Below are 18,033 nucleotides of genomic sequence, written 5' to 3'. Positions count from 1 at the left end.
TCATGTTCTTACTTGGCCTGGGTCTGGTAGACGTAGGGCTGCTGCGGTACGCGGGCTTCCGCGTATTCCTCGAGCAGGCCGCGGTCGAGGTGCTTGTCCCAGAGCAGGGCGCGGCCCGCGCGCTGTTCCGCCTCGAGCGTCGGCTTCTTGGTTTTCATCTCGTCGATGAAGCTGGTGATCTCGGAGGTGTAGTGGGGGCGGCGGAAGATGGACATAGACTGAACCTTTGTGGGCGCGAATTTTACCGGGGGACAGCATGGGGCAGGTACGAGTCTGGCGGATCGGGGTGGCGGCCGTGTGGCTGGCGGTGGTGGCGGCCCTCGTCGCGGGCTGCGATTCGCAGCGCATCGAGCAGCTCGAGGAGGGCGTGTCGACCGAGGCCGACGTGCGCGCGCGCTTCGGCGAACCCGAGAACGTCTGGGACGCGCCCGGCGGCCGGGTGTTCGAATACAACCGCCAGCCCCAGGGCCAGAAGAACTACATGATCACCATCGGCGCCGACGGAAAGATGAGCGCGCTGCGCCAGGTGCTCACGCCCGAGAACTTCGCGCGCGTGACCAACGGCATGGCGATGGAGGACCTGCGCAAGATGCTCGGCAAGCCCGCCAAGGTCACGCCCTATCCGCTGCGCCGCGAGTACGAATGGGAATGGCGCTGGGTGCAGCCGCCCAACTCGCCGATGGTGTTCACCGCGGTGCTCAACGACGACCAGCGCGTGGTGCGCAGCGGCTCCTCGCCCGACCGCGGCACCGAGGCGCCCTGAGGCCGGGAAACGCGCCCCGGTCACCCCATGAAAATGGGGGGCGCGAAGCGCGCGGCGCCGACTAAGCTCGGCGCCACCGCCATGCCCGACGCCGCCGCCATTCCCGCCGCTTCCTTCCCCGCGCTGCGCTGGCGCGTCGCATTGCTCGAGGACGATGCCGAGGTCCGGCATTTCTTCGAGGCCTGCATTGCGGCCCATCCCGAACTCGAGCTGGTTGCCTCGCTGGGCCTGATGGCCGAGGCCGTGGCCTGGTTCGACAGCCACCAGGCCGACATCCTGCTGACCGACCTCGCGCTGCCCGACGGCCATGCGCTCGAGCTGCTGCGCCAGGTGGTGCGCAGCCAGCCGGCCTGCGAGGTGCTGGTGGTCTCGGTCTTCGGCGACGAGGACACGGTGCTCGACTGCGTGCGCGCGGGCGCGGTGGGCTACATCCAGAAGGACTCCTCGCCGGCCGACATCGCGCAGGTGATCGTCGACATCAAGCACGGCGCCTCGCCGATCTCGCCGATGATCGCGCGCAAGCTGCTGCTGCACGTGCGCGGCGGCGCCGACGCCCGGCCCGCGGCCGCGCCCGACCCGGCGGCCGCCATGATGCTGACCCCGCGCGAGACCGAGGTGCTGGAGCTGATCTCGCGCGGCTACTCGTACGGCGAAATCGCGCGCCTGCAGGGCGTGACCAAGCACACGGTGCAGGGCCACATCAAGAACCTCTACAGCAAGCTCGCGGTGCATTCGCGCGGCGAGGCCGTGTTCGAGGCCAGCCGCATGGGGCTGCTGGGGCGCATGCTGGGCTGATGCGCCGCCTGCTGCTTGCCGTCCTCGTGCTGGTCGCCGCTTTGCTGGCGCCTGCCGCGGCAGGGGGCACCCACGAGGTGCTTGCGCTCGACCGCGGCGAACTGCAGCTGCGCTTCGTCGGCCGCCCTTCGCCGCCGCCGGCCGAGGTCACGCTGCCGCTGCACTGGGACGCCCACTGGCCGCGCGCCGTCGGCTGGGCCCAGGTGCGCATCCGCTTCGCCGCGCCCGCGGGCCATGCCGACGAGCCGCAGGCGCTGCTCGTCAGCCGCATCGGCAACGCCTACCGCGTGAAGCTCAACGGCCAGGTGATCGCGGCCGCCGGCAAGCTCGAGCAGATCAACGACGGCTGGTCGAACCGCCGCCCGCTGTGGCTGCGCGTGCCGCCCTCGCTGCTGCGCGACGGCGAGAACCTGCTCGAGATCGCCGTGCGCGCCGATCCCTCGCGCCGCGCCGGCATCGCGCCGGTGCGCCTGGGCGCCGAGCGCCTGCTGCAGCCGCAGTGGGACGCGCTCGAATGGCGCCACGTCACCCTGCCGCGCGTGATCACGCTGTTCAGCTTGCTGGTGGCGGTGTTCTGCCTGATGCTGTGGGCGCAGCAGCGCGAGGCCGTCTACGGCTGGGCCGCGCTGTGCGAGGCGCTGTGGAGCCTGCGCATCGCCGCCACCTGGTGGGAGGAGGGCCTGCTCGCCTGGCCGAGCTGGTTCAAGGTGGTGCTCGCGGTGTTCTGGCTCGGCCACATCGCCACCTACCTCGTGATCCGGGAGGTCTGGCACGGCCGGCCGCGGCGCGAGCAATGGCTGGTCTGGGGCGTGCTGGGCCTGGGCCCGGTGGCACTGGCGCTCGGCACGCTGCAGCAGACGCAGAACTGGGTGCTCGGCTGGATCCTGCTGCTGGTGGCCGGCTGGCTCGCGCTGTCGCTGCGACTGGGCTGGGAGACCTGGCGCCACCGGGCCGGCGAGCGCGCCTGGATGCTGCTGATCCTGGTCGCGGGCTGGGTCGCGCTGGTGCGCGACAGCGTGATCGCGCGGCTCCTGGTCGAGCGCTTCGACGAGGCCGGCTGGACCAAGTTCGCGGCCGTGCTGGTGAGCCTCGCGATCCTCGCCATCGTGGGCATCCGCTTCCAGCGCACGCGCGAGGAACTGCGCCAGCTCCATCTGTCACTCGAGGACCGCATCCGCCTGCGCGAATCCGAGCTGGCCGACAAGCATGCCGAGCTGCGCCGGCTCGAGCATGCGAGCGCGGTCGCGGCCGAGCGCGCCCGCATCCTGCGCGACATGCACGACGGCGCCGGCGCGCACCTGATCACCGCCATGCTGCAGCTCGAGCGCGGCGTGGCCACCAAGTCGGAGGTGATGCAGACCCTGCGCGAATCGCTCGACCAGCTGCGGCTGTCGATCGATGCCATCAACCTGCCGGCCGGCGACGCCAACGCGCTGCTCGCGAGCATGCGCTTCCGGCTGCAGCCGCGCATCGAGGCCGCGGGGCTCGCGCTCGACTGGTCGGTGGCGAACCTGCCGCGCTGGCGCTGCGATTCCGACGAGGCCACGCGGCACCTGCAGTACATGCTGCTGGAGGCGATCTCGAACGTGCTGCAGCATGCGCGCGCACGCGTGCTCGCGGTCAGCGCGGCGGTCAGCACGACGGTCGGTGGCGATGCCATCGAGATCGTGCTGCGCGACGACGGCTGCGGCCTCGGCGAGGCGCGCGGCAACGGCCTGCGCTCGATGCGCCAGCGCGCCGCGCAGGCCGGCGTCGAACTGCGCATCGAGAAGGCCGAGCCCGGCACGCGCGTGGTGCTGCGGCTGCCGCTGGCGTAGGAACCGCCATCTTTATGGGGCGCGCCGCGCGCCCCGTTTTCCTAGATTCGAACGCAGCCCCCGCTGCGCATCGCACAGGCCCGCCAGGCCTCGTGCGCACGGGTCGTTCCACCCCTTTGCGCCTCCTCGCCATGACACCTGCTTCCCGGCCGCGTGCCGTCTTCACGCCGACCCTGATCGCCGCCGCCGTCGCCGGCCTGGTGTGCGCATCCGCCTTGCCGCGCGCCTTCGCGCAGAGCGCGTGGACCTCCGCGCCGCCCTATGCCGACATGGCGCGCGCCGACTGGTTCAACGCCGCCAACTGGAGCGCGGGCGTGCCCGGCGCCGGCACGGCCGTGACCGTGAACCTCGTGCCGGGCACCGTCGTCGGCATCGTCTCGGGCCCGGCCAGCGCGGCCTCGGTCGATGCCTCCAACGGCACGCTGATGGTGGTGGAGGGCGCGGGCCGGCTCGACACGGGCCTGTTCAACCTCGGCAGCAGCGACGGCCGCGACGTGCAGACCCTGCTGCGCATCGGCGGCGGCGGCATCGTGAATGCCGCGCGCTTCGTCTCGCAGGGCGGCGGCGGCACCGAGAACACGGTGTCGCTGAGCGGCGCGGGCAGCGCGCTCAACGTCGCCGGCGAGCTGCAGATCGGCCGCAGCGGCACCGGGATGATGCAGCTCGACGAGGGCGCGCGCGTGAGCGCGGGCACGCTGCAGCTCGGGCAGGCGGGCACGGCCGACGGCCATGTGCTGGTGATCGGCGAGACCCCGGTCGATGCGCTGGTGGCCGAGCGCATCGTGCTCGCCACGCCGGGCTCGACGCTGGCCATCTCGCGCGCCGGCACGGCGCCGCTGGTGCTGGGCGCGGCGATCTCCGGCCCGGGCCGGCTCGAGGTCTCGAGCCCGGTCACGCTGACCGGCGACAACACCCAGGGCGGCGACATCGTGCTGGGCAGCACGCTGCGCGTGGGCGACGGCGCGAACGCGGGCTCCATCACGGGCAACCTCTCGGGCTTCGGCCGCGTGGTGTTCGACCGCGGCCCGGGCCGCGTGGCCTACGACGGCGCCATCGGCGGCAGCATCGCGATCGACAAGGAGAACGCCGGCACCCTGGCGCTCGGCGGCGCGCACGACACCGACGGCCGCACCCGCGTGCTCGGCGGCACGCTGCTGGTCAACGGCGCGTTGCCGCGCAGCACGGTCGAGGTGGCGAGTGGCGCCACGCTGGGCGGCCTCGGGCAGGTGAAGGCGGCCACGGTGCGCGCGGGCGGCACGCTGGCGCCCGGCGACGGCGGCGTGGGCACCTTCGCCGTGCTCGGCGACCTGACACTCGATCCCGGCAGCCGGCTGCACTACGACCTCGGCACGCCGGGCGTGCCGGGCGCCGGCGACCTCGTCACCGTGGCCGGCAACCTCACGCTCGACGGCAGCCTCGACGTCAGCGAGCGCGTGGGCTACGGCAACGGCGTGCAGACCCTGATGCGGGTCGACGGCAGCATCGCCGACAACGGCCTCGAGCTCGGCGCCATGCCCACGGGCTTCACGCACGCCGTGCACGTGCGCGGCTCGACGGTGGAGCTCGAGGTCAGCGGCGGCGCGGTCGGCACCAACCAGTTCTGGGACGGCGGCGGCACGGCCGGCGACGGCGTGGTCGCGGGCGGCGACGGCAACTGGCGCTATCTCGAGCCGCAATGGACCGACATCGCGGGGCGCAACGCGGAGGCCTGGAACGGCAACATGGCGATCTTCCAGGGCCGCGCGGGCGCGGTCACCATCGACGGCCTGTTCGACTTCAAGGGCATGCAGTTCCGCAGCGACGGCTACCGGCTCGAGGAGGGCTCGCATGCCGAGGGCTCGCTGCCCGGGCGGCTGGTGCCGCAGCTGGACGAAGCGCCGGTGCGCGTCGACGCGGGCGTCACCGCCACCTTCAACGTGGGCATCGAGGGCCCGGGCGGCATCCTCAAGACCGGCCCCGGCACGCTGGTGCTCGCGGGCCGCAACGACCACGGCGGCGTCACCGCGGTCGACGAGGGCGTGCTGCGCGCGGGCCGCGCCAACACCTTCAGCGAGGCCTCGCACCACGACGTGCGCCGCGGCGGCACGCTCGACCTCGCGGGCCACGACCAGACCGTGGCCGGCCTCACGGTGGCGGGCACGGTCTCGCTGGTCGGCACCGAGCCCGGCACGCGGCTGACCGTGCGCGGTCCCTATGTGGGGCAGGACGGCACCCTGCGCCTGGGCACGCGGCTCGGCGACAGCGGCAGCCTCAGCGACCGGCTGGTGATCGACGGCGGCGTCCGCGAGGAGACCCTCGCCCTGAAGGCCGGCACCGTGAGCGCCACCGCGACCGGCCTGCGCGCCAATGCCGCCGCCAGCGTCACGGGCCGCACCCAGGTGCAGATCGTCAACCTCGGCGGCCTGGGCGCGCTGACCACCGGCGACGGCATCGAGGTCGTGAGCGCGATCAATGGCGCCACCACCACCGCGCAGACCACGCGCGACGCCTTCGCGCTCGTGGGCGGCCACGTGGACGCGGGCGCCTTCGAATACCGGCTGCACGCGGCCGATGCGCAGGGGCTCGGCGAGAACTGGTACCTGCGCTCGAGCGTGGGGGTGACGCCGCCCCCGCCGCCACCCCCTCCGCCCCCCGCGCCGCCTTCGTCCGGCGGCGGCAGCGCCGAGCCGCCGCCCGCGCCCCCGCCGACGCTGCCGCCGGCCCCCGTGCCGGTCGAGCGCCCGGCCTACCGCGTGCAGGTGCCGATGCTCGCCGCGCTGCCCGCGCAACTGCGCGAGAGCGACCTCACGATGCTGTCGAACCTGCACCAGCGCAGCGGCGCGCTGCCGGCCGCCGGCGACGGCCCGCCCCTGCGCCGCGCCTGGGGCCGCGTCATCGTGGCCGATCCGACGCTGGCGCAGCGCGGCGCGGTCGACCCGCGCAGCGAGATGCACCTGGGCGGTTTCCAGGCCGGCACCGACCTCTGGGCCGGCGCCGGTTGGCGCGCCGGCGTCTACGTGGGCCAGCTCGAGGGCAAGGCCGACGTGCAGGGCTTCGCGAGCGGGCTGTGGGGCGCCATCGGCCGCACCGACCTGCGCAGCCGCTACCTCGGCGGCTACGCCACCTATGCGAATGCCGCGGGCTTCTATGCCGACGCGGTGCTGCAGTTCGGCCGCCACGACTACACGGCCCGTCCGCTGGCCGCACTGCCGGTCGAGGGCAAGGGCCGCAGCACCGTGGCCTCGGTGGAGATCGGCCAGCCCTTCGAGCTCGGCGCCGGCTGGGCGCTCGAGCCGCAGCTGCAGCTGATCCACCAGAGCCGCTCGATCGACGAGGCGCTGATCCCCGCCGCGGTGGTGTCGCAGGACAGCGCCAACGGCTGGCTGCTGCGCGCCGGCCTGCGCCTGAAAGGCCGCATCGCCGCGGGCGATGGCGTGGTCGAGCCCTATGGCCGGCTCAACGTCTACAAGGCCTCGGCCGGCCACGATATCGCGCGCTTCGCGGGGCCGGCCGCCTCCACCGACATCGCGAGCGGCGCGAGCGGCACCTCGGCCGAGCTCGCGGGCGGCTTCTCGTGGCGCCTCGGGCCCGCGGTCAGCGTCTACGGCGAACTGGGCCGCCGCTTCGCGCTCGACGGCAACCTGCGCTCGCGCGCCTCGGTGCAGGCGAGCGCGGGGATCAACGTGCGCTGGTGAGGACTCAGGCCGCCGCGTGCAGCGCCGGCCGCCGCGCGCTCCAGGGCATCGCCTGCTCGAGCTGCGCCGCGAGTTGCAGCAGCGTGGCCTCGTCGCCCATCGGCGCCATGCACTGCACGCCGATCGGCAGGTCGCCGGCCATTGCCAGCGGCAGCGAGATCGCGGGCTGGCCCGTGAGGTTGGCCAGCGGGGTGCAGGCGGCGTAGTCGAACAGGTGGTCGAAGAAGCCCTGCGCATCGCGCGCGGCATCGTCCTGGTCGAGCACGCCCAGCGCCACCGGCGGGGTGCGCATCGTGGGCGAGAGCAGGATGTCGTGCCGCGCGAAGAAGGGCGCGACCTCGCGCGACACCGCGTTCATCTGCATCAGCGCCAGTTCCAGGTCGAGCGCGCTCAGCCGCAGCCCGTGCTCGGCGGTGGCGCGCGTGCAGGCCTGCACCTGGGCCAGCGCCTGGTCGACGGTGATCTGCAGCGCCTGCGCCACCCCCGCCACGCCGGCCGCGAGGAACGAGGACCAGAAGGTGCGCGTGGCCGCGAGGAAGGCCTCGTGCGCATAGGCGGGCGTGTCCCATTCCACGACGTGGCCCTGGTCGGCGAGCACCGCCGCCGTGGCCTCGACCGCCTCGACGCAGGCGCGCGCGGCCGGCTGCGTGCCCGGGAACTGCGTCGTGACCGCGATGCGCAGCCGGCGCGGCGGCGTGCCGATGGCCTGCGCATAGGGCTGCGCGGGCGGCGCCATCAGGAAGGGATCGCCGAGCTCGGGGCCGTGCATCGCGTCGAGCGCGCCGGCGGCATCGCGCACCGTGCGGCACACCACGCCCTCGATGCCCAGCCCCATCAGCGGCAGGCCGTAGCCCGGGCCCGCGCTGACGCGGCCGCGGCTGGGCTTGAGCCCGACCAGGCCGCAGGCCGCGGCCGGGATGCGGATCGAGCCGCCGCCGTCGTTGGCATGCGCGACCGGCACGATGCCCGCGGCCACCGCCGCGGCCGAGCCGCCGCTGGAGCCGCCCGTGCTGTGCGCTGGGTTCCAGGGGTTGCGCGTGGCGCCGCCGAAGGCGCTCTCGGTGGTGGCGTTGAAGCCGAACTCGGGCGTGTGCGTGCGCCCCAGCGTGGCGAAGCCCGCGCGGCGGAAGCGCGCCATCAGCGCGCTGTCGGCCGGCGCGGGCAGGCCCGCTCCGAACAGCCGGCTGCCGGCCTGGCAGCGCACGCCCTCGGCCTGCAGCACCAGGTCCTTGATGAGGAAGGGCACGCCGCCGAACGGACCCTGCGCCTCGTGCGCGAGCGGCGCGTCGAACAGCTCGATGATGGCGTTGAGTTGCGGGTTCAGCGCGGCCGCGGCCTCGCGCGCGCAGCGCTGCGCCTCGGCGGCGGTGGTCTCCTTGCGGCGGATGGCGTCGGCGAGCGCGGTGGCGTCGAGGCGGCTGTAGTCGGCGAGATGCATGGCGGGGTCCTGTGTCTTCGTTGGAGTGAAAGGCCGCCCGCAGCGTAGGTGGGGCTCGGCAATCGCGGCAGTCGTTCAGATGAACGATGCGGGAATCTCCGTGCCCCGCGCGCACGGCGCGCGCCTAAGATCGCGCCGCATGGCGCAGCAGGCTTTTCCGTCGGTGTCGGGCGTTCCCGCCGAGCAGCTCGGTGCGATGCTGCTCGGCCTCTATCCGCTGGCGGCCGAGCCCGAGCGGCTGGGCGCGGGCGCGCTGCTCGACTGGCTGGCGCGCCACATCGCCTTCGACGGCGCCTGGTTCGGCCGCTCGCTGTTCGAGGCTGGCACCCTGCGGCCGCAGGGCGGCCACACGCGCGGCCTGGCGCCCGGTTTCGTGAACGACTGGTGCCGCGTGCGGCATATCGATCCCGTGGTGCCGGCGGCCATGGCGCAGCCCGGCCATGGCGTCGCGCTGGCCGCGCACGAGCTGCCGCCCGTGGCCTCGATGCGCGCCTTCGCGGCCGACCACGGCATCGGCCAGGCGCTCAGCGTGATCGTGCCCGCGCCCGGTTCGCCGTGGTGGATGCACCTGTCGCTCTACAGCCGCGAGGCGGCCGGCCTCGGGGCGCGCGCGCAGGCGCTGGTCGAGCTGCTGATGCCGCACCTGGTGCTGGTGCAGGGGCTGGGATTGCACGAGGCGCCGGTGCCGGCGCCGGCTGCCCTCACGCTGCTGAGCCGCCGCGAGGCCGAGGTGGCGCGGCTGTTCGCGCAGGGGCAGAGCTACAAGATGGTGGCGCGCACGCTCGGCAGCTCGCCGGCCACGGTGCGCCATCACCTGCGGCAGGTCTATGCCAAGCTGGGTGTCACGAGCAAGGTGCAGATGGCGCGGCTGGTGGGCGCGCAGGCCGCATAGGCCCGAACGCCGCGCCTGCTCGCTTACTTGTCGCCGTCGGGAATCACCGCATCGGCCGCCGCGCCCACCGCCTTGCCGGTGATGCGCGCGGTGCCGATCGCCGCGTCGGCCGCGAGGCCCACGGCGCCCGCGGTTACGCTGACCGCGGTGCTCGCCACCGAGACCACCGCGCAGCCGCCGAGCACGGCCAGCAGCGCCGCCGCGAGGGTGGCGCGAAAGAACATCGGCAGCGGTGTCGTCATGGCGGGACCTCTTCGGAAGAACGCGGGATTCAGCGCACGCGCATGCCGGGCGTGGCGCCGGGCCAGGGCTCGAGCACGTGGATGCCCGGCTGGGCCTTCTCGTCGGCGTGGCTGGCGGCGAGCACCATGCCTTCGCTGACGCCGAACTTCATCTTGCGCGGCGCGAGGTTCGCGACCAGCACCGTGAGCTTGCCCACGAGCTGCTCGGGCTGATAGGCCGAGGCGATGCCGCTGAACACGTTGCGCGTCTTGCCTTCGCCGGCGTCGAGCGTGAGGCGCAGCAGCTTGGTCGAGCCTTCGACCTTCTCGCAGGCCACGATCTTCGCGATGCGCAAGTCGATCTTCACGAAGTCGTCGATGCCGATGGTGGGCGCGATGGCCTCGCCGCCGGGCAGCGCATCCGCCGCGGGTTCGGCGGCGGGGGCCGCCACCGGCTCGGGCGCGTCGAACAGCTGGTCGACCACCTTGGCGTCGGCACGCTGCATCAGGTGCTTGTACTCGCCGATCGCATGGCCCGCGGGCAGCGCCTGCGCGGCATCGGCCCACTCGAGCGGCGCGATCTTCAGGAAGGCCTCGACGTTCGCGGCCAGCGCCGGCAGCACCGGCTTGAGGTACAGCGTGAGCAGGCGGAAGGCCTCGATGCAGACCGTGCACACGTCGTGCAGCCGCGCCTCGGCGCCTTCCTTCTTGGCCAGTTCCCAGGGCTTGTTCTGGTCGACGTATTCGTTGACCTTGTCGGCCAGCGCCATCACCTCGCGCAGCGCGCGCGCATAGTCGCGGCCGTCGTAGAGCGCATGGACCTCGCCGGCCGCCTCGCGCAGCGCGAACAGCAGCGCGTCGCCATCGGCCGACACCTCGCCGAGCTTGCCGCCGAAGCGCTTGCCGATGAAGCCGGCCGCGCGGCTCGCGATGTTGATGTACTTGCCCACCAGGTCGCTGTTGACGCGCGCGACGAAGTCTTCGGGGTTGAAGTCGATGTCCTCGTTGCGGCCGTTGAGCTTGGCCGCGATGTAGTAGCGCAGCCATTCGGCGTTGAGGCCGAGCGACAGGTACCTGAGCGGGTCGATGCCGGTGCCGCGGCTCTTGCTCATCTTCTCGCCGCTGACCGTCAGGTGGCCGTGCACGTAGACCGCGTCGGGCGCCTTGCGGCCGCTGAAGTGCAGCATCGCGGGCCAGAACAGCGTGTGGAAGGTGATGATGTCCTTGCCGATGAAGTGCACCTGCTCGAGCTCGGGATCGGCCATGTACTCGGTGTACGAGATGCCGTCGCCGCCGAGTTCGATGCAGCGCTTGTCGAGCAGGTTCTTGAGCGAGGCCAGGTAGCCCACGGGTGCGTCGAGCCAGACGTAGAAGTACTTGCCCGGCGCATCGGGGATCTCGATGCCGAAGTAGGGTGCGTCGCGGCTGATGTCCCAGTCGCCGAGGCCGCCCTTGCCCTCGTCGTCCTTGTAGAGCCACTCGCGGATCTTGTTCTGCACCTCGGGCTGCACATGGCCGGGCGCGGCGGTCCATTCCTTGAGGTAGGCCTCGCAGCGCGGGTCCGACAGCTTGAAGAAGAAGTGCTCGGAGCTGCGCAGCTCGGGCTTGGCGCCCGAGAGCGCCGAGTAGGGATTGATCAGCTCGGTGGGCGCGTAGACCGCGCCGCAGACCTCGCAGTTGTCGCCGTACTGGTCTTTCGAGTGGCAGTTCGGGCACTCGCCCTTGATGAAGCGGTCGGCCAGGAACATGCCCTTCTCGGGGTCGTAGAACTGTTCGACGCTCTTGGTGCTGATCAGGCCGTTGGCGCGCAGGTCGCGGTAGATGTCCTGCGCCAGCTGGTGGTTCTCGGGGCCGTCGGTCGAGTGCCAGTTGTCGAAGGCGATGTGGTAGCCGTCGAGGTACTGCTTGCGGCCCGCGGCGATCTCGGCCACGAAGGCCTGCGGCGTCACGCCGGCCTTGTCGGCCGCGATGGTGATCGCCGCGCCGTGCGCGTCGTCGGCGCAGACGAAGTTGACGTCGGCACCGTTCATTCGCTGGTTCCGCACCCAGATGTCGGCCTGGATGTACTCCATCATGTGGCCGATGTGGAACTTGCCGTTGGCGTACGGCAGGGCGGTGGTGACGAAGAGCTTGCGCGGGGCGGACATCGGGGGAGGCGCTTTCGGAGTTGCGGGAGCGTCGGAAGCGACGCAGCGGGAGAACCGGGCATTTTAGGTGGCGCCGCGTTCCGGCGGGTTCGATGGCAGCATCGACCCCATGCCGCACCCCGCCGACTCCGATCTTCTCCAGGCCCACGTCGCCACCCTGGCCGCCTCGCCACTCGCGCCCTGGGCCGCGCTGGCGCCCTGGGCGCTGCCGCCGCAGGCGCCGGCCATCGTGCGCCGGCTGCTGGCGGCGCTGCCGGCCGCCGACTACGACATCGACGGCGACGTGGCCGTGCACCGCAGCGCCACCGTCGAGCCCGGCGCGGTGCTCAAGGGCCCGCTGGTCGTGGGGCCGGGCTGCTTCATCGCCGCGGGCGCCTACCTGCGCGGCGGCAACTGGCTCGACGCGCGCTGCAGCATCGGGCCGGGCGCCGAGCTCAAGTCCTCCTTCGTGTTCGCGGGCACCGCGCTCGCGCACTTCAACTTCGTCGGCGATTCGGTGCTGGGCGCGGGCGTCAACCTGGAGGCCGGCAGCATCGTCTGCAACCACCGCAACGAGCGCGCCGCCAAGGAGATCCTGGTGCGCGGCGCGGACGGCACGCTGCGGCCCACCGGTTGCGAGAAGTTCGGCGCCCTGGTCGGCGACGGCGCGCGCATCGGCGCCAACGCGGTGATCGCGCCGGGCGCGCTGCTGGCGCCGGGCCGGGCCGGGTCGTGGCGCGGGCATCGCTGCTCGACCAGGAGATCGCGCCATGAACGCGTCCGCCCGCCACGCGCTGCTGGTCCACGGCCCGGCGCGCATCGTCGAATGGACCCATCCGCTGACCGACGCCCGCGAGGCCACCGACGTGGTCGGCGCCTGCTTCGAGCACGACACCGACCGCCTGCTGCTCGACGAGGCCGTGCTGCCGCCGGCCTTCTTCGCGCTGCGCACCCGCTTCGCGGGCGAATTCCTCGAGAAGCTGCAGACCTACCGCCTGCGCGCGGCCGTGGTGGTGTCGCCCGCGGCCGAGCATGGCGAGCGCTTCGCCGAATACCTGCGCGAGGCCCGCCAGGGCCGCTACTGCCGTTTCCTCGACAGCCGCGAGGAGGCGTTGGCCTGGCTGGCCCGCGAATGACCCTCGCGACGCCGGGCCTCGTCAAGGCGGTGCCATGGGCCCGGCGTTATTCTTCGGCCTCCGCGCGCCCCGGCGGCCGCGACTCCCCATTCCTCGACCAAGGGCGCCCCTCATGACCACCCCCATTCCCGCAACCCTGATCCCCGGCGACGGCATCGGCCCCGAGATCGTCGACGCCACGCTGGCCGCGCTCGACGCGCTGAAGGCGCCCTTCACATGGGACCGCCAGATCGCCGGCCTGGGCGGTGTCAAGGCTTCGGGCGATCCGCTGCCCGCGGCCACGCTCGACAGCATCCGCCGCACCCGGCTCGCGCTCAAGGGCCCGCTCGAGACGCCCTCGGGCGGCGGCTACCGTTCGTCGAACGTGCGGCTGCGCGAGGAGTTCGAGCTCTACGCCAACCTGCGCCCGGCGCGCACCATCATCCCGGGCGGGCGCTTCGACAAGATCGACCTGATGGTGGTGCGCGAGAACCTCGAGGGCCTGTACATCGGCCACGAGCACTACGTGCCGATCGACGGCGACCCGCATGCCGTGGCCATGGCCACCGGCATCAACACGCGCCAGGGCAGCCGCCGCATCCTCGAGTACGCGTTCCAGACCGCCGTGGCCACCGGCCGCAAGAAGGTCACGATCGTGCACAAGGCCAACATCATGAAGGCGCTCACGGGCATCTTCCTCGAGACCGGCCTCGACCTCTACGAGAAGAAATACAAGGGCCAGTTCGAACTCGACACGGTCATCATCGACGCCTGCGCGATGAAGCTGGTGCTCAACCCCTGGCAGTTCGACATGCTGGTCACCACCAACCTGTTCGGCGACATCCTGTCGGACCTGGTGGCGGGCCTGGTCGGCGGCCTGGGCATGGCGCCCGGCGCCAACATCGGCACCAACGCCGCGATCTTCGAGGCGGTGCACGGCTCGGCGCCCGACATCGCGGGCAAGGGCATCGCGAACCCGATCGCGCTGATGCTTGCGGCCGCGCTGATGCTCGATCACTGCAAGCTGCCCGAGCTCGCCACGCGCCTGCGCCAGGCCATCGACGACACGCTCAACATCGACCAGGTGCGCACCGGCGACCTGGGCGGCAGCGCCGGCACCGGGGCCTTCACGAAGGCGCTGGTGGCGCGCATCCAGAACGCCTGAGGCGCGGCGCGCCGGCCGACGATCCCGATGCCCAGGCGCCTGCTGTGGCTGTCGATGCTGGTGGCGGGGCTCGTGCTGGGCCTGGCAGCGTCGGCGCGCGCCGAGCCGGCGCGCTACACGGTGGTGCGCGTCGACCTGCGCAAGGACCGGCTCTCGCTGTTCCTCAACGATGACAGCGGCACCGCCTTCAAGCGCTTCGACCGGCTGCAGGCCTGGCTGGCCGAGCGCGGGCGCCGGCTCGACTTCGCGGTAAATGCCGGCATGTACCACGCCGACTTCGCGCCCGTGGGCCTCCTGGTGCGCGAGGGCCGCGAGGAGTCGCCGCTCAACCTCGAGGTCGGCACCGGCAATTTCTTCCTCCGGCCCAACGGCGTGTTCTTGGTCTCGGACGAGGGGCCGCGCGTGATCGAGTCGTCGGAATACCCGGCGCTCGCGCCGCGGCTGCGCGGCCTGTCGATCGCCACCCAGTCGGGCCCGCTGCTGCTGCGCCATGGCGCGGTGCATCGCTCGTTCATCGTCGACTCGCCCTCGCGCAAGATCCGCAACGGCGTCGGCGTGTCGGGCCACACGGCGATCTTCGTGCTCAGCGAGACGCCCGTGAACTTCCACGAGTTCGCGCTCTATTTCCGCGACGTGCTGCACTGCCGCGACGCGCTCTATCTCGACGGCACCGTCTCGGCCCTGCATTCGACCGCGCTCGGGCGCAGCGACTTCGTGCGCGAGCTCGGGCCCATACTCGCGGTCGTTTCGCCCTGAATCCCGTTCCCCTTCGTTTTCCCGCCGAGCCATGACCACTGCGCTGCCCGTCCTGTCCCTTGTCGAAACCCGCGTCCTCGGCGTGCTGGCCGAAAAGCAGCGCACCGTGCCCGACAGCTATCCGCTGACGCTCAACGCGCTGGTGTCGGGCTGCAACCAGAAGACCAGCCGCAACCCGGTGCTCGAGCTCAGCGAGTCGCAGGTGCAGGCCGCGATCGACAGCCTCAAGGGCTACAGCCTGGTGGCCGAGACCAGCGGCGGCCGCGCCTGGCGCTATGAGCACAACATCGACCGCGTGCTGCGCATTCCCTCGCAGTCGGTGATCCTGCTCACGGTGCTGATGCTGCGCGGCCCGCAGACCGCGGGCGAGCTGCGCATCGCCTGCGACCGCATGCACAACTTCGCCGACATCTCCTCGGTCGAGGGCTTCCTCGACGAGCTGTCCGAGCGCTCGGCCGGCGCGCTGGTGGTGAAGCTCGCACGCCTGCCCGGCGCGCGCGAGAGCCGCTGGGCGCACCTGCTGAGCGGCACGCCGGCCGAGGAGGCCGCGCCCGCGGGCGGCTACGAGGCGCCGCGCGCCGCGCACGATGTCTCGCTGGGCGAGGTGGCGGCGCTCAAGGCCAACGTGGCGCGGCTCGAGGCCGAGGTGGCGCAGCTCAAGGCGCTGCTCGGGCGGGTGTGCTCGGAGCTCGGGATTTCCGACGCGGGCTGAACGGCCGGCGCTCAGGCCTCCGTCGATTGCGGCTGCAGCGCCTCCTCCCAGCCGAAGAAGCGCAGCACCTCCTCGCGCTGCTTCATCGCGTCGGCATGCCCGAGTGCCATCAGTTCGCGCGTGTAGCCCGACTCGAACAGCAGGTAGCTCGCGAGCGCGCCGCCCTTGACGTCGGCCGCGACCTGCGAGCCGCCGAGCAGGTGGCGCACGGCGCCGGGCAGGGCGTCGACGTGGCGCGCGGCGATCACGTCGAGGCGTTCCGAGGGCGAGATCACCAGCAGGTCGATCGGTCGCAGCGCGCTCTCGGCGCGCGCCTCCTCGGGGATCAGGCCCAGCGTGTGGTTGATGCGGCGCAGGCGCTCGATGTCGACCGCCAGCGCGTCGAGGAAGATGCTCGACAGCGCATGGCCCGCGATCTGCGCCATGGTCGGGTAGCCGCTGTGGGTGTTGGGCGCGGGCGCCTCGCGCGGCTCGTGCATGCGACCCGCGCCGATCACCACGATGCGCTGCGCGCCCAGGTGGATGGCCGCGGCGATCGGGGCCGACTGGCGCATCGAGCCGTCGCCGAAGTACTCGGTGTGGCCTTCCATCGGCAGCGCCGTGGCCGGGAACACGAAGGGGATCGCGGCCGAGGCCAGCAGGTGGGCGTGCGAGATGCGGCAGCCCACCGACAGCCGCTGCGAGCGCACCCAGGGCGCCATCGGCGTGCCCGACTCGAAGAAGGTCACGTGCTCGCCCGAGCTGTAGCTCGAGGCCGTGACCGCCAGCGCCCGCAGGTGGCCCTGCTGCATCAGCTTCGGCAGGCGGTCCAGCGGCACCATGCGCTCGAGCATCTGCGACAGCGGCGTGTTGTCGAGCAGGGAGCGCGGCTTCACGCGCATCCAGTTGGCCGCGAAGCGCCCCAGGCCCAGCAGCATGCGCCAGCGCGCGCCGCTGCCGATGACCGAGAGCGAATCGGCGCGATAGACCTGGCCGGCGCGAAATTCGCCCCAGAACTGCGCGATGTGGGCCACCACGGCGTCGAAGTCGTCGGCGCCGCAGGCCAGCACGGCCGCGTTGATGGCGCCGGCCGAGGTGCCGGTGATGACCGGGAAGGGGTTGCCGCCACCGGCGGCGCCGGCCGCGCGCCGGATCTCGGCGATGGCCTGCAGCACCCCCACCTGGTAGGCGGCGCGGGCGCCGCCGCCGGTGAGCAGCAGGCCGGTCGTCGCGGGGCTTGTCTCTGGCATTTTTCGGTTATTCGAGGCGTTGGAGGTCGCCCCGGGTGGGGCGCACTAGACTACCCGCCTTCCAGGAGTTAGATCAATGGCCATCACCCCCGAGGCAGTCTCGAACGCGCTCAAGAGCGTCGCAGACCCCAACACCGGCAAGGACTTCGTGTCCACCCGCGCGCTCAAGAACCTGCAGGTCTCGGAGGGCGACGTGTCCTTCGACATCGAGCTCGGCTATCCCGCGAAGAGCCAGCACGCGGCGCTGCGCAAGGCCCTGGTGGCCGCGGCCAAGACGGTGCCGGGCGTGGACAACGTGTCGGTCAACATCACGACCAGGGTCATCAGCCATGCGGTGCAGCGCGGCGTGCAGCTGATGCCCAACGTGAAGAACATCGTGGCCGTGGCCTCGGGCAAGGGCGGCGTGGGCAAGAGCACCACCGCGGCCAACCTGGCGCTGGCGCTGGCGGCCGAGGGCGCGCGCGTGGGCCTGCTCGACGCCGACATCTACGGCCCGAGCCAGCCGATGATGATGGGCATCGAGGGCCGCCCCGAGAGCACCGACAACAAGACCATGGAGCCGCTGGAGAACCACGGCGTGCAGGTGATGTCGATCGGCTTCCTGGTCGACGCCGATCAGGCCATGATCTGGCGCGGCCCGATGGCCACGCAGGCGCTCGAGCAGCTGCTGCGCCAGACCAATTGGAAGGACCTCGACTACCTGATCGTCGACATGCCCCCGGGCACCGGCGACATCCAGCTCACGCTGAGCCAGCGCGTGCCGATGACCGGCGCGGTGATCGTGACCACGCCGCAGGACATCGCGCTGCTCGACGCCAAGAAGGGCATCAAGATGTTCGAGAAGGTCGGCGTGCCGATCCTCGGCCTGGTCGAGAACATGGCGGTGCACGTGTGCTCGAACTGCGGCCACGTCGAACACATCTTCGGCGCCGATGGCGGCAAGAAGCTGGCCGAGCAGAATGGCATGGCCTACCTGGGCGCGCTGCCCTTGTCGATCGACATCCGGCTGCAGGCCGACAGCGGCAAGCCCACGGTGGTGGCCGATCCCGAGGGCGAGATCGCCGGGCTCTACCGTGCCGTGGCGCTGCAGGTGGCGGTGGGCATTGCCGAGAAGGCCAAGGATTTCTCGGCGAAGTTTCCGACGATCACGGTCAGCAAGAGTACCTAGGATGGGTTGCGGGGGCTTGGTGGGTTGTGCTTCTTTTCGGTGGAGCTACGTGCGGGAGCGGGCTCACGCCGACGGGGTACTCCCCTCCGCGAATGTCCCCCGGCCTGCGGCCTCCTCCTTTATTTCGCTGCGGGGAGTACCCCATCGACGTGAGCCTGGACA

The 18,033-nt window shown here is 72.1% G+C and carries 15 protein-coding genes; 10 read left to right on the top strand and 5 right to left on the bottom strand.

Features of this window, described 5'->3' with window-relative positions:
- Positions 1–8: 8 nt before the first annotated feature.
- Positions 9–215: a DUF3460 family protein gene (locus KV106_RS27895; RefSeq protein ID WP_057597652.1), complete on the bottom strand. Its 207-nt coding sequence runs from the start codon at positions 213–215 to the stop codon at positions 9–11.
- A gap of 41 nt (positions 216–256) precedes the next feature.
- Here KV106_RS27895 and KV106_RS27890 point away from each other — a divergent pair, with 41 nt between their 5' ends.
- From KV106_RS27890 to KV106_RS27875, 4 genes are all read left to right on the top strand, one after another.
- Positions 257–763, top strand: coding sequence for a YjgB family protein (locus KV106_RS27890; RefSeq protein ID WP_261213951.1), 507 nt, complete (start codon positions 257–259; stop codon positions 761–763).
- Positions 764–844: 81 nt separating this feature from the next.
- Positions 845–1,558 (top strand): response regulator, encoded by a 714-nt coding sequence (locus tag KV106_RS27885; protein WP_057597655.1) that lies wholly within the window; start codon positions 845–847, stop codon positions 1,556–1,558.
- Positions 1,558–3,375 carry a sensor histidine kinase gene (locus tag KV106_RS27880; RefSeq protein WP_261213948.1) on the top strand — a complete coding sequence of 606 codons (1,818 nt, stop codon included), beginning with the start codon at positions 1,558–1,560 and terminating at the stop codon, positions 3,373–3,375. Before KV106_RS27885 ends, KV106_RS27880 begins: the two co-directional genes overlap by 1 nt.
- A gap of 131 nt (positions 3,376–3,506) precedes the next feature.
- Positions 3,507–7,049, top strand: a complete 3,543-nt coding sequence (locus KV106_RS27875) for an autotransporter outer membrane beta-barrel domain-containing protein (RefSeq protein WP_261213947.1) — start codon at positions 3,507–3,509, stop codon at positions 7,047–7,049.
- Positions 7,050–7,053: 4 nt separating this feature from the next.
- Here KV106_RS27875 and KV106_RS27870 read toward each other — a convergent pair whose 3' ends face one another.
- On the bottom strand, positions 7,054–8,487 hold the full coding sequence (locus tag KV106_RS27870; RefSeq protein ID WP_057597498.1) for an amidase: 1,434 nt from the start codon (positions 8,485–8,487) through the stop codon (positions 7,054–7,056).
- A gap of 139 nt (positions 8,488–8,626) precedes the next feature.
- On the opposite strand from KV106_RS27870, the gene KV106_RS27865 reads away from it, so the two are divergent.
- Entirely contained in the window at positions 8,627–9,379 is a 753-nt protein-coding gene (locus KV106_RS27865; protein WP_261213943.1) for a response regulator transcription factor, read from the top strand.
- A 23-nt stretch (positions 9,380–9,402) separates the two neighbouring features.
- Here the strand turns inward: KV106_RS27865 and KV106_RS27860 are convergent, their stop codons facing one another.
- Together KV106_RS27860 and metG are read right to left on the bottom strand one after the other, a co-directional pair.
- The gene (locus KV106_RS27860) at positions 9,403–9,621 is read right to left on the bottom strand and encodes a hypothetical protein (protein ID WP_177239243.1); all 219 of its coding nucleotides are present in this window, start codon (positions 9,619–9,621) and stop codon (positions 9,403–9,405) included.
- A 29-nt stretch (positions 9,622–9,650) separates the two neighbouring features.
- Positions 9,651–11,747: a methionine--tRNA ligase gene (metG, locus tag KV106_RS27855; protein WP_261213939.1), complete on the bottom strand. Its 2,097-nt coding sequence runs from the start codon at positions 11,745–11,747 to the stop codon at positions 9,651–9,653.
- Between the two features lie 749 nt (positions 11,748–12,496).
- Between metG and KV106_RS27845 the strand changes: the two genes are divergently transcribed.
- The 4 genes from KV106_RS27845 (at position 12,497) to KV106_RS27830 (ending at position 15,474) form a co-directional block, all read left to right on the top strand.
- Positions 12,497–12,862, top strand: a complete 366-nt coding sequence (locus KV106_RS27845) for a DUF4180 domain-containing protein (RefSeq protein ID WP_261213937.1) — start codon at positions 12,497–12,499, stop codon at positions 12,860–12,862.
- Positions 12,863–12,974: 112 nt separating this feature from the next.
- Positions 12,975–14,006: an isocitrate/isopropylmalate dehydrogenase family protein gene (locus tag KV106_RS27840; RefSeq protein WP_261213936.1), complete on the top strand. Its 1,032-nt coding sequence runs from the start codon at positions 12,975–12,977 to the stop codon at positions 14,004–14,006.
- A gap of 27 nt (positions 14,007–14,033) precedes the next feature.
- The gene (locus KV106_RS27835; protein ID WP_261213934.1) at positions 14,034–14,762 is read left to right on the top strand and encodes a phosphodiester glycosidase family protein; all 729 of its coding nucleotides are present in this window, start codon (positions 14,034–14,036) and stop codon (positions 14,760–14,762) included.
- A 31-nt stretch (positions 14,763–14,793) separates the two neighbouring features.
- A complete protein-coding gene (locus KV106_RS27830) occupies positions 14,794–15,474 on the top strand; it encodes a YceH family protein (RefSeq protein ID WP_261213931.1) in 681 nt (226 codons plus the stop codon).
- 11 nt (positions 15,475–15,485) lie between these two features.
- Here KV106_RS27830 and KV106_RS27825 read toward each other — a convergent pair whose 3' ends face one another.
- Positions 15,486–16,703 carry a patatin-like phospholipase family protein gene (locus KV106_RS27825; RefSeq protein ID WP_261213929.1) on the bottom strand — a complete coding sequence of 406 codons (1,218 nt, stop codon included), beginning with the start codon at positions 16,701–16,703 and terminating at the stop codon, positions 15,486–15,488.
- 76 nt (positions 16,704–16,779) lie between these two features.
- Between KV106_RS27825 and apbC the strand changes: the two genes are divergently transcribed.
- Entirely contained in the window at positions 16,780–17,871 is a 1,092-nt protein-coding gene (apbC, locus tag KV106_RS27820; protein ID WP_261213927.1) for an iron-sulfur cluster carrier protein ApbC, read from the top strand.
- Positions 17,872–18,033 lie beyond the last annotated feature (162 nt).

This window comes from Variovorax endophyticus, assembly GCF_025376855.1.
GTDB lineage: Bacteria > Pseudomonadota > Gammaproteobacteria > Burkholderiales > Burkholderiaceae_C > Variovorax.
The sequence above is the reverse complement of the archived record's forward strand: the minus strand, read 5'-3'. Positions and strand labels throughout refer to the sequence as shown.

Coding starts and splice junctions, on each gene's coding strand:
- KV106_RS27895 (WP_057597652.1), bottom strand. CDS start 215: ATGTCCATCTTCCGCCGCCCCCACTACACCTCCGAGATCACCAGCTTC.
- KV106_RS27890 (WP_261213951.1), top strand. CDS start 257: ATGGGGCAGGTACGAGTCTGGCGGATCGGGGTGGCGGCCGTGTGGCTG.
- KV106_RS27885 (WP_057597655.1), top strand. CDS start 845: ATGCCCGACGCCGCCGCCATTCCCGCCGCTTCCTTCCCCGCGCTGCGC.
- KV106_RS27880 (WP_261213948.1), top strand. CDS start 1,558: ATGCGCCGCCTGCTGCTTGCCGTCCTCGTGCTGGTCGCCGCTTTGCTG.
- KV106_RS27875 (WP_261213947.1), top strand. CDS start 3,507: ATGACACCTGCTTCCCGGCCGCGTGCCGTCTTCACGCCGACCCTGATC.
- KV106_RS27870 (WP_057597498.1), bottom strand. CDS start 8,487: ATGCATCTCGCCGACTACAGCCGCCTCGACGCCACCGCGCTCGCCGAC.
- KV106_RS27865 (WP_261213943.1), top strand. CDS start 8,627: ATGGCGCAGCAGGCTTTTCCGTCGGTGTCGGGCGTTCCCGCCGAGCAG.
- KV106_RS27860 (WP_177239243.1), bottom strand. CDS start 9,621: ATGACGACACCGCTGCCGATGTTCTTTCGCGCCACCCTCGCGGCGGCG.
- metG (WP_261213939.1), bottom strand. CDS start 11,747: ATGTCCGCCCCGCGCAAGCTCTTCGTCACCACCGCCCTGCCGTACGCC.
- KV106_RS27845 (WP_261213937.1), top strand. CDS start 12,497: ATGAACGCGTCCGCCCGCCACGCGCTGCTGGTCCACGGCCCGGCGCGC.
- KV106_RS27840 (WP_261213936.1), top strand. CDS start 12,975: ATGACCACCCCCATTCCCGCAACCCTGATCCCCGGCGACGGCATCGGC.
- KV106_RS27835 (WP_261213934.1), top strand. CDS start 14,034: ATGCCCAGGCGCCTGCTGTGGCTGTCGATGCTGGTGGCGGGGCTCGTG.
- KV106_RS27830 (WP_261213931.1), top strand. CDS start 14,794: ATGACCACTGCGCTGCCCGTCCTGTCCCTTGTCGAAACCCGCGTCCTC.
- KV106_RS27825 (WP_261213929.1), bottom strand. CDS start 16,703: ATGCCAGAGACAAGCCCCGCGACGACCGGCCTGCTGCTCACCGGCGGC.
- apbC (WP_261213927.1), top strand. CDS start 16,780: ATGGCCATCACCCCCGAGGCAGTCTCGAACGCGCTCAAGAGCGTCGCA.